The sequence below is a fragment of the Streptomyces bambusae genome, from assembly GCF_019400985.1.
GTDB classification, from domain to species: domain Bacteria; phylum Actinomycetota; class Actinomycetes; order Streptomycetales; family Streptomycetaceae; genus Streptomyces; species Streptomyces bambusae_A.
This window is the reverse complement of sequence record NZ_WTFF01000293.1, coordinates 1-9,162: the sequence shown is the minus strand read 5'-3', so window position 1 is coordinate 9,162 and position 9,162 is coordinate 1. Positions and strand designations below refer to the sequence as shown.

Annotated in this window: 9 protein-coding genes, 2 pseudogenes and 1 riboswitch; of the genes and pseudogenes, 9 read left to right on the top strand and 2 right to left on the bottom strand. The window is 70.9% G+C overall.

From position 1 onward, the window contains the following. The 6 genes from GPJ59_RS28890 to GPJ59_RS28865 form a co-directional block, all read left to right on the top strand. The coding region (locus GPJ59_RS28890) for a LysM peptidoglycan-binding domain-containing protein (protein WP_219670646.1) at positions 1–411 on the top strand (411 nt) is incomplete at its 5' end. A 279-nt stretch (positions 412–690) separates the two neighbouring features. Continuing rightward, a riboswitch (cyclic di-AMP (ydaO/yuaA leader) is annotated at positions 691–862 on the top strand. Between the two features lie 3 nt (positions 863–865). After that, positions 866–1,588, top strand: a complete 723-nt coding sequence (locus GPJ59_RS28885) for a transglycosylase family protein (protein ID WP_219670645.1) — start codon at positions 866–868, stop codon at positions 1,586–1,588. Between the two features lie 433 nt (positions 1,589–2,021). After that, positions 2,022–3,311: a phosphopyruvate hydratase gene (gene eno / locus GPJ59_RS28880; protein WP_219670644.1), complete on the top strand. Its 1,290-nt coding sequence runs from the start codon at positions 2,022–2,024 to the stop codon at positions 3,309–3,311. Between the two features lie 161 nt (positions 3,312–3,472). After that, a complete protein-coding gene (locus GPJ59_RS28875; protein WP_219670643.1) occupies positions 3,473–3,961 on the top strand; it encodes an FtsB family cell division protein in 489 nt (162 codons plus the stop codon). A gap of 220 nt (positions 3,962–4,181) precedes the next feature. Further along, on the top strand, positions 4,182–4,751 hold the full coding sequence (locus GPJ59_RS28870) for a DUF501 domain-containing protein (protein ID WP_219670642.1): 570 nt from the start codon (positions 4,182–4,184) through the stop codon (positions 4,749–4,751). Further along, positions 4,748–5,695 carry a Ppx/GppA phosphatase family protein gene (locus GPJ59_RS28865; RefSeq protein WP_219670641.1) on the top strand — a complete coding sequence of 316 codons (948 nt, stop codon included), beginning with the start codon at positions 4,748–4,750 and terminating at the stop codon, positions 5,693–5,695. The genes GPJ59_RS28870 and GPJ59_RS28865 overlap by 4 nt, the downstream gene beginning before the upstream one ends. Positions 5,696–6,244: 549 nt before the next feature. Here GPJ59_RS28865 and GPJ59_RS28860 read toward each other — a convergent pair. Continuing rightward, positions 6,245–6,514, bottom strand: coding sequence for a type II toxin-antitoxin system RelE family toxin (locus GPJ59_RS28860; protein ID WP_219670640.1), 270 nt, complete (start codon positions 6,512–6,514; stop codon positions 6,245–6,247). Beyond that, positions 6,511–6,660: pseudogene (locus tag GPJ59_RS28855) on the bottom strand (type II toxin-antitoxin system Phd/YefM family antitoxin); the annotation flags it as partial. The pseudogene GPJ59_RS28855 and the gene GPJ59_RS28860, both read right to left, overlap by 4 nt. 3 nt (positions 6,661–6,663) lie before the next feature. Between GPJ59_RS28855 and GPJ59_RS37895 the strand changes: the two are divergent. From GPJ59_RS37895 to GPJ59_RS28845, 3 genes and pseudogenes are all read left to right on the top strand, one after another. After that, positions 6,664–6,792, top strand: coding sequence for a hypothetical protein (locus GPJ59_RS37895; RefSeq protein WP_258025066.1), 129 nt, complete (start codon positions 6,664–6,666; stop codon positions 6,790–6,792). A gap of 420 nt (positions 6,793–7,212) precedes the next feature. After that, on the top strand, positions 7,213–8,592 hold the full coding sequence (locus GPJ59_RS28850) for an NAD(P)/FAD-dependent oxidoreductase (protein ID WP_219670639.1): 1,380 nt from the start codon (positions 7,213–7,215) through the stop codon (positions 8,590–8,592). Between the two features lie 182 nt (positions 8,593–8,774). Next, positions 8,775–9,162 (top strand): annotated as a pseudogene (locus GPJ59_RS28845) (SAM-dependent methyltransferase); the annotation flags it as partial.

Here is a 9,162-nt window from a genome sequence, read left to right as displayed (position 1 = left end):
ACGACCGGCCCTGCGGCCCCCGGCACGCCGTCGACGAACCCTGCCGACCCGACCGCCCCGTCCGGCCCGTCCGGCCCGATCGACCCGACGGTGCCGCCCGTCGCCGGCACCCCGGCCGCCCCCGGCGACGCGTCCGACTCCTCGGGCACCGGGCGCCACCGCGGCACCCCGGCGGCCGAGGGCTCCTCCACGTCCCCCACGGCCCCCGCCACCTCCACCGGCCCCACCGCTCCCGCTGGTTCCGCGTCGGACTCGACGTACACGGTGAAGCAGGGCGACAACCTGACGACCATCGCGAAGGCCAAGGGGCTCAAGGGCGGCTGGAGCGCCCTGTACAAGGCCAATGAGCAGGTCATCGGCAAGGACGCCGACCTGATCAAGCCCGGCCAGAACCTGGATGTAACCGCGTAATAGGGGCACTTCGGGCGTCCGGAAAGCGCTTGATGTCCGTTTTGATCAAGTGAGACATGCGTCTCTTCCGGTCAACTGGCGTGTCTCTCTTGCGGAATGTCCCAAACCCCCTGCTCACCTGCAAAAACACCCCTTTGGGGAGGGCAAGTAGGGGTGGTTTCCGCCCGAAGTCGCTTGTTGAACATCGGGCGGAGACCTGTCTACCTTCTGGATCGCCCGCCACCGCGGGCCCCTTCGACCGCATCGCCGAATCCTGCCGGCGGCCGCTAGGGAACAGTCGTCGCGCAAGCGCCGAAGGCAGGAGCGGGGGACCCAAGGTTTTTGCCGGGCCCGGCCATTGAGAGATGGTCACGGGAACGGCTAGGGGTTAAGCCGCGCGCTAGGTCGCGCGGCCGGGCACTCATCCGCCCGAACCCGACAGCTCACCTCGTAGGCGTCGGTGAGGAGAAGTTCCATGCTGCTTTCCGGCAAGGGCAAGCACCGTCGCGCCTCGAAGGCCACCCGCATCGTCACGCTCGCCGGCGTCACCGGCGCGGCCATCGCCGCCCCGCTGATCACCGCGACCTCCGCGAGCGCCGCCACGGCCTCGCAGTGGGACGCCGTCGCCCAGTGCGAGTCCGGCGGCAACTGGTCGATCAACACCGGCAACGGCTACTACGGCGGCCTGCAGTTCTCTTCCTCCACCTGGGCCGCGTACGGCGGCCGGTCCTACGCCCCGCAGGCCAACCAGGCCACCAAGGGCCAGCAGATAGCCATCGCCGAGAAGGTCCTCAAGGGCCAGGGCAAGGGCGCCTGGCCGCACTGCGGCAAGGGCCTGACCAACGCCGCGTACAACGGTGGCGGCGCCCAGGCCCCGGCCGCCAAGCCGAAGGTCGAGACGAAGAAGGCCGACAAGAAGTACGAGGCCCCGGCGGTGAAGAAGGAGGCGCGCTCCGAGGCGCCGACCACCCGCTCCCAGCGCGCCGAGGCCCCGGCCGCGGCCCCCGCCGCGAAGCCCGCCGAGGCCGCCCCCGCGACCGGCACCGGCTCGTACGAGGTCAAGGCCGGCGACACCCTCAGCACCATCGCCCAGGCCCAGGGCGTCAAGGGCGGCTGGGAGAAGCTCTTCGAGCTGAACAAGGACACCGTGAAGGACGCCGACCTGATCTTCCCGGGTCAGAAGCTGAAGCTCAGCTGACCTGAGCTGAGCTGAGCTGACCTGAGCTCAGCTGAACCTTGCGGGAATCCCCGCATCCGTCACTGCCGCCCGGCGCGTATCCCCCCCACGCGCCGGGCGGTGGCGCGTCCGCCCGGAGTCGTGGTGCGGCCGTCCGGAGTCGTGGTGCGTCCGCCCGGGGGCGCGCGGGTTCCGCCGGGGGTCCGCCGTGGGCCCGCCGGGGGTCCGCAAGCGGTGGTGTGCCTGCCCGAATGCGGGCAGCAGGCGCCGGAAGGCCCGTTGATCATGGCCTCTATGTCCTGGAAGAGGAGTATTCGGCCCCTTTTTCGTCCCAGGGGGCGGGCGGTCGGCGGGCGCGGCGCCCGGAGCCGGTTAGGCTCTAGTCCGGCAGGGCCGTCCGCCGGCCCGTCAGCGCCACCGCACACCCAGCGTCACATCCCAGAAGGAGATGCTCGTGCCGTCCATCGACGTCGTCGTAGCCCGGGAAATCCTGGACTCCCGAGGCAACCCCACGGTCGAGGTCGAGGTGGGCCTCGACGACGGCAGCACCGGCCGTGCTGCCGTTCCGTCCGGCGCCTCCACCGGTGCCTTCGAGGCCATTGAGCTCCGCGACGGGGACCCCAACCGCTACATGGGCAAGGGCGTCGAGAAGGCCGTCCTCGCGGTCATCGAGCAGATCGGCCCGGAGCTCGTCGGCTACGACGCCACCGAGCAGCGCCTGATCGACCAGGCCATGTTCGACCTGGACGCCACCGACAACAAGGGCTCGCTCGGCGCCAACGCCATCCTCGGCGTCTCCCTGGCCGTGGCCCACGCCGCCTCCGAGGCCTCGGACCTCCCGCTCTTCCGCTACCTCGGCGGCCCGAACGCGCACCTGCTGCCCGTTCCGATGATGAACATCCTCAACGGCGGCTCGCACGCCGACTCCAACGTGGACATCCAGGAGTTCATGATCGCGCCGATCGGCGCGGAGTCCTTCTCCGAGGCGCTGCGCTGGGGCACCGAGGTCTACCACACCCTCAAGTCCGTGCTGAAGGGCAAGGGCCTGTCCACCGGCCTGGGCGACGAGGGCGGCTTCGCCCCGAACCTCGGCTCCAACCGCGAGGCGCTCGACCTCATCCTCGAGGCCATCAAGCAGGCCGGCTACACCCCGGGCACGGACATCGCGCTCGCGCTCGACGTCGCCGCGTCCGAGTTCTACAAGGACGGCAAGTACAACTTCGAGGGCCAGTCCCGCTCGGCCGCCGAGATGACCGAGTACTACGAGGAGCTCGTCGCCGCGTACCCGCTGGTCTCCATCGAGGACCCGCTGTTCGAGGACGACTGGGCCGGCTGGAAGGTCATCACCGACAAGCTCGGTGCCAAGGTCCAGCTCGTCGGCGACGACCTGTTCGTCACCAACCCCGAGCGCCTCGCCCGCGGCATCGAGGAGGGCACCGCCAACGCCCTGCTCGTGAAGGTGAACCAGATCGGCTCCCTGACCGAGACCCTGGACGCCGTCGAGCTCGCCCAGCGCAACGGCTTCAAGTGCATGATGTCGCACCGCTCCGGCGAGACCGAGGACGTCACCATCGCCGACCTCGCCGTCGCCACCAACTGCGGCCAGATCAAGACCGGCGCCCCGGCCCGCTCCGAGCGCGTCGCCAAGTACAACCAGCTGCTGCGCATCGAGGAGATCCTCGACGACGCCGCCGTGTACGCGGGCCGCTCGGCGTTCCCGCGGTTCCGCACCGCGAACCAGTAGCCGGCAGGCAGAGGCTGGGGCTGATCACACGCCCCAGCCTCCGCCTCCGTACGTCCTCGCACCCGGTCCCGTACCGTGTGCGGGGACGTACTGCGTACTGCGTACTGCGCACTGCGTCATCTCGTAGCTGCGTGAACTCGTAAGACATGGGGAGGCGGGACATGGCCGGGAACCGGGACCGGTTCTCCACCGCGACCAGGCTGAAGCAGCTGGGTGAGCGGACCGCCGCCCACGTCTACCGCTCCCAGTCGCGCCGCCAGGTCCGGCGCAGCCGGCTCACCGGCCGCGCCGCGCTGCTGGTGCTCGTCCTCTGTACGCTGGTCGTCGCCCTCGCGTACCCCATGCGCCAGTACGTGTCCCAGCGCTCGGAGATCGCGGATCAGCAGCGGACCGCCCACGAGGCGCGCCAACGCCTTGAGGAACTGCGCGACGAGAAGGCCCGCTGGCAGGACCCGGCCTACGTGGAGCAGCAGGCGCGCAAGCACCTGCACTACGTACGCCCCGGGGAGGTCGGCTACACGGTGATCGACCCCGACGCCGAGACCGAGGAACGGCGCCGCAGCGGCAAGGACGCCGCGGACCGCCCCTGGTACTCGAACGTCTGGGACGGCGTCGACAAGGCCGACCGCCCTGATCGTCCTGACCGCTGATCGTCCTGACCGTCCTGACCGCTGATCGTCCTGACCGTCCTGACCGCTGATCGTCCTGATCGTCCTGACCGCTGATCGTCCTGACCGCTGATCGTCCTGACCGTCCTGACCGCTGACCGCCCCGACCGCTGACGGCCCTGACCGCTGACCGCCACTGTCGTTCTACCGCTCACGTTCTACCGCTCGCGCTCCACCACTAACGAAGAGACTTCCTCCAGGCATGCAGACGCCCCCGCCCCAGACCGAACGGACCGAGCCGACCGACGCCGACATCGAGGCGTTCCAGCAGCAGCTCGGCCGCCCGCCGCGCGGGCTGCGCGCCATCGCGCACCGCTGCCCCTGCGGCCAGCCGGACGTGGTCGAGACGGCCCCCCGCCTCCCCGACGGCACGCCCTTCCCCACCCTCTACTACCTGACCTGCCCGCGTGCCGCCTCCGCGATCGGCACGCTGGAGGCCAACGGCGTGATGAAGGAGATGCAGGCCCGGCTCGCCGAGGACCCGGAGCTCGCCGCCGCCTACCGGGCTGCGCACGAGGACTACATCCGGCGCCGTGACGCCATCGAGGTGCTCCAGGGCTTCCCGAGCGCGGGCGGCATGCCCGACCGGGTCAAGTGCCTGCACGTGCTGGTCGGCCACTCGCTGGCGGCCGGGCCGGGCGTGAACCCGTTCGGCGACGAGGCCCTGGCCATGCTGCCGGAGTGGTGGGCCAAGGGCCCCTGCGTCACGCCGTGCGTGGACAAGGCGGAGAATGTGGAGCCGGTGGAGCAGAGGAAGGAATCGGAGCAGTGACCCGGGTCGCCGCCATCGACTGCGGTACGAACTCCATCCGCCTGCTCGTCACCGACGTCGACCCCGTCACGGGCACCCAGGCCGACCTGGACCGGCGGATGGTCATCGTCCGCCTCGGCCAGGGCGTGGACCGGACCGGCCGGCTGGCCCCGGAGGCCCTGGAGCGCACCTTCGCGGCCTGCCGCGAGTACGCCGCGGTCATCAAGGAGCTGGGCGCCGAGAAGATCCGCTTCGTGGCCACCTCGGCCTCCCGGGACGCCGAGAACCGCGACGACTTCGGCCGGGGCATCCTCGACATCCTGGGCGTCGAGCCCGAGGTGATCTCCGGCGAGCAGGAGGCGGAGTTCTCCTTCACCGGCGCCACGAAGTCCCTGGCCGCCGCGGGTGCGGACCACTTGGACAAGCCCTTCCTGGTGGTGGACATCGGCGGCGGCTCGACCGAGTTCGTGGTCGGCGAGGAGCACGTGCGCGCCGCCCGCTCGGTGGACGTGGGCTGCGTCCGGATGACCGAGCGCCACCTGGTCGTGGACGGGGTCGTCACGGACCCGCCCACCTCCGCCCAGGTCGCCGCCATACGTGCCGACATCGAGGCCGCCCTCGACCGGGCCGCCGAGACCGTACCGCTGGCCGAGGCCCGCACCCTGGTCGGCCTGGCCGGCTCGGTGACCACCGTCGCCGGCATCGCCCTGGGCCTGGCGGAGTACGACTCCGCGGCCATCCACCACGCGGTGATCCCCTACGAGCAGGTCCGCGAGATCAGCGAGCGCATGCTGACCTCGACCCACGCCGAGCGTGCGGCCCTGGGCGTCATGCACCCGGGCCGGGTCGACGTGATCGGCGCCGGAGCCCTGGTCCTACGCGTCCTGATGGAGCGCATCGGCGCCACGGAGGTCGTGGTCTCGGAACACGACATCCTGGACGGCATCGCCTGGTCGATGGTCTAGGCGTACTCCGTCCCCCCTCGGCGCGGGGCCGAGGGGGGGTGCGGCCTGGCCGAGGGCATCGGAGATGGGGCTGACCTGAGGGGGCACGTCCCCGCTGGGCGGGGTCGGTTGCGCCACGGTGTCTGCCCGCCAGTCCATTGTCCGAGCAGGTCGGCGGCCGGCGTCAAAGGCGCTCCCTCCGGTCGCGTCGCTGCGCGATGTCGCTGCGCTCCACCTTTGACACCGACCACCGCCCCGCCCAGCCAACTACCTGGCGGTCAGGCACCGAGGGGGCTGGCAGGGGGACCCTGAGTTCCCCGAGCGGGAGCCAGACGCCTGGTCCTTCGTGCCGGCCACGCGGAATCGCGCCCTTCGGGCGACCGGCCAACCCCTCCGCCAGGCCAGGCACCGCAAGCCGCGCCGAGGGCGCGGAACGCGTCAGATCGCTACGCGCTCCAGCCGTCTCGGCGTCCCCGGCCCGCCTGTGGCCGGACATAGGCCGCCATCGACCGCCACGCGCAGCGGCTACCGGGCGGCGCCTCCCCGTCGTTCCGGCGCCGATCTACCTCGTCAGAGGTTGCGGTAGACGTCGCAGCGGTCGCCGACCTTCACGACGAGGACGACGAGCTCGCCGTCCAGCACCTGGTAGGCGATCCGGTAGCTGCCCACCCGGAGCCGGTACAGCTCCGACGGACCGGTCAGCTTCTTGAGGTCGGCGTCCTCACGGTACGGGTCGTCTCCGAGCGCGGTCAGCGCGGTGAGGATGTGCATGGCCGCGGGCCGGTCGATCGCCCGCAACTGCCGCTGCGCCGCCACGGTGAAGCGGAACGCGTACTTCACGCCGCGCCTTCACCCCGCTCGGTGAACAGGTCGGCGAGCAGCTCGGCCATCGTCACCGTCGGACCGCCTTCGGCGAGAACTGCCTCGGCTTCGCGGGCGAGCAACTCGGCGGCCGCTTCCTCCAGCGCGTTGAAGTGCGAGGAGGGCCGATGACCACTGCACCGAACCCGGTACCGCAGCCCGTTCCCCAGCCCGCCTCGAACCGTCCGCTGACCCGGATGGTCTCGTACGCCGTCTTCGCCGGACTCGGCGTGGGTGTCGGGCGCGGCGGGCTGTAGGTCGCGGGCGGCTGTGCAAACCGGGCGGAATCGGCCGGGTCGGGTGGCGGCAAGGGGTCGGTCGGCCCTGGGGGTGGAGGAAGTTCGTGAAGTTCTTCACAAGGAAAATGAGCCTGGGGGGCCGATCCGGGGGTGATTTGGGCGGCTCCGGAGGTTCGCAGGCTCGTTTTCTGAGGTCGCTTGTGCGCATCGTGGACGCGGCGCGTTCCGTGTCGGAGGTACGTACGAACCCGGTGGTCCAGTCCGGTTCCGGCCCGGGAGGCCAGGTCGGAGCGGGGATTCAACGACTCCCGTTACACCCTGGTTCCCGTTCGACGCCATGACCTCGGTCACGTGGGCCGCGCAGTGTAGCAGAGGGGTGGGAGGTCCTTGTGAAGGCCCTCACGAGCATCGCCCCATCGGGTGCTGGATACTCATTCCATGAGCACCACGGAGCGTCCCAGGATCCTCGTAGTAGGCGGTGGGTACGTAGGCCTGTACGCAGCCAAGCGCATCATGAAGAAGATGCGCTACGGCGAGGCGACCGTCACGGTCGTCGACCCGCGGTCGTACATGACCTATCAGCCCTTCCTCCCCGAAGTGGCCGCAGGCAGTATCTCGCCTCGGCACGTCGTCGTCCCGCTGCGACGCGTGCTGCCCAAGGCTGAGGTTCTCACCGGCCGGGTCACCAGCATCGACCAGGACCGCAAGGTCGCCGTCGTCACGCCGCTCGTCGGCGAGGCGTACGAGCTGCCCTTCGACTACCTGGTGATCGCGCTCGGCGCCATCTCCCGCACCTTCCCGATCCCCGGCCTCGCCGAGCAGGGCATCGGCATGAAGGGCGTCGAAGAGGGCATCGGTCTGCGCAACCACGTCCTCGAGCAGCTCGACAAGGCCGAGTCCACGACGGACGAGAACGTCCGCCGCAAGGCCCTCACCTTCGTCTTCGTCGGCGGCGGCTTCGCCGGCGCGGAGACCATCGGTGAGGTCGAGGACATGGCCCGCGACGCCGCGAAGTACTACACCACGATCAAGCGCGAGGACATGCGCTTCATCCTGGTGGACGCGGCCGACAAGATCCTTCCCGAGGTCGGCCCCAAGCTGGGCGCCTGGGGCAAGGAGCACCTCGAGTCCCGCGGCATCGAGATCTACCTCAACACCTCCATGGACTCCTGCGTGGACGGCCACGTGGTCCTGAAGAACGGCCTCGAGGTCGACTCCAGCACCATCGTGTGGACCGCCGGCGTCAAGCCGAACCCGGCCCTGGCCCGCTACGGCCTGCCGCTGGGCCCGCGCGGCCACGTCGACTGCGCGCCCACCCTCCAGGTGCAGGGCACCGACTACATCTGGGCCGCCGGCGACAACGCCCAGGTCCCGGACGTCGCCCTGCGCAAGGCCGGCGTCGAGAACGCCTGGTGCCCGCCGAACGCCCAGCACGCGCTGCGTCAGGCCAAGGTCCTCGGCGACAACGTCATCTCCGGCATGCGGGGCTTCCCGCAGAAGGAGTACGAGCACCACAACAAGGGCGCGGTGGCGGGCCTCGGCCTCCACAAGGGCGTCGCGATGCTCGTCTTCGGCAAGATGAAGATCAAGCTCAAGGGCCGGCTGGCCTGGTACATGCACCGTGGCTACCACGGCATGGCCATGCCGACCTGGAACCGCAAGATCCGCGTCTTCGCCGACTGGACCCTCGGCATGTTCCTCAAGCGCGAGGTGGTCTCCCTCGGCGCGCTGGAGAGCCCCCGCGAGGAGTTCTACGAGGCCGCCAAGCCGGCCCCGGTCGCCTCGGCCCCGGCCGCCGAGAAGGCCAAGGCCTCCTGACGTCCCTGACGTAGGGACGACCTGCTGTACGACCCCGAAGGGGCCGCCTGCCATCCGTGGTGCGGGCGGCCCTTCGGCGTACCCGGACCCGCCCGGACCCGGTGTGCGCCCGCCCCGCCCGGCTTACCCCGCCGACGGGCTGGGTAGAGGCATGCGTCGGAGTTTTCTGGAGGTGTGGGCCCATGACCGACGCCGCGCCGCGGCTGGCTGCTCTTGCCGAGACCCTGCTGGGCGCCCCGCCGCCCGTCCGCATCCGCGCCTGGGACGGCAGCGAGGCCGGGCCGCCCGGAGCCCCCGTGCTGGTCGTCCGCCACCGCCGGGCCCTGCGCCGCATCCTGTGGAAGCCGGGCGAACTGGGCCTGGCCCGCGCCTGGGTGGCCGGCGAGATCGCCGTCGAGGGCGACCTGTACGAGGCACTGGACCGGCTCGCGGGCCTGCTGTGGGAGAAGGACCCCGATGCCCCGGCCCGGGCCGGCCGCGACGGCGGGCCGCTGGCCCTGCTGCGCGACGGCGGCGGGCGGGCCGCCGTACGCGACCTGCTCGCTGTCTCTTATTCCCATCTCCGAGCCC

Bases quoted from the DNA above. Each gene is read 5' to 3' on its own strand.
- GPJ59_RS28850 (WP_219670639.1), top strand. From the start codon at position 7,213: ATGAGCACCACGGAGCGTCCCAGGATCCTCGTAGTAGGCGGTGGGTAC.
- GPJ59_RS28885 (WP_219670645.1), top strand. From the start codon at position 866: ATGCTGCTTTCCGGCAAGGGCAAGCACCGTCGCGCCTCGAAGGCCACC.
- GPJ59_RS37895 (WP_258025066.1), top strand. From the start codon at position 6,664: ATGACCACTGCACCGAACCCGGTACCGCAGCCCGTTCCCCAGCCCGCC.
- GPJ59_RS28870 (WP_219670642.1), top strand. From the start codon at position 4,182: ATGCAGACGCCCCCGCCCCAGACCGAACGGACCGAGCCGACCGACGCC.
- GPJ59_RS28875 (WP_219670643.1), top strand. From the start codon at position 3,473: ATGGCCGGGAACCGGGACCGGTTCTCCACCGCGACCAGGCTGAAGCAG.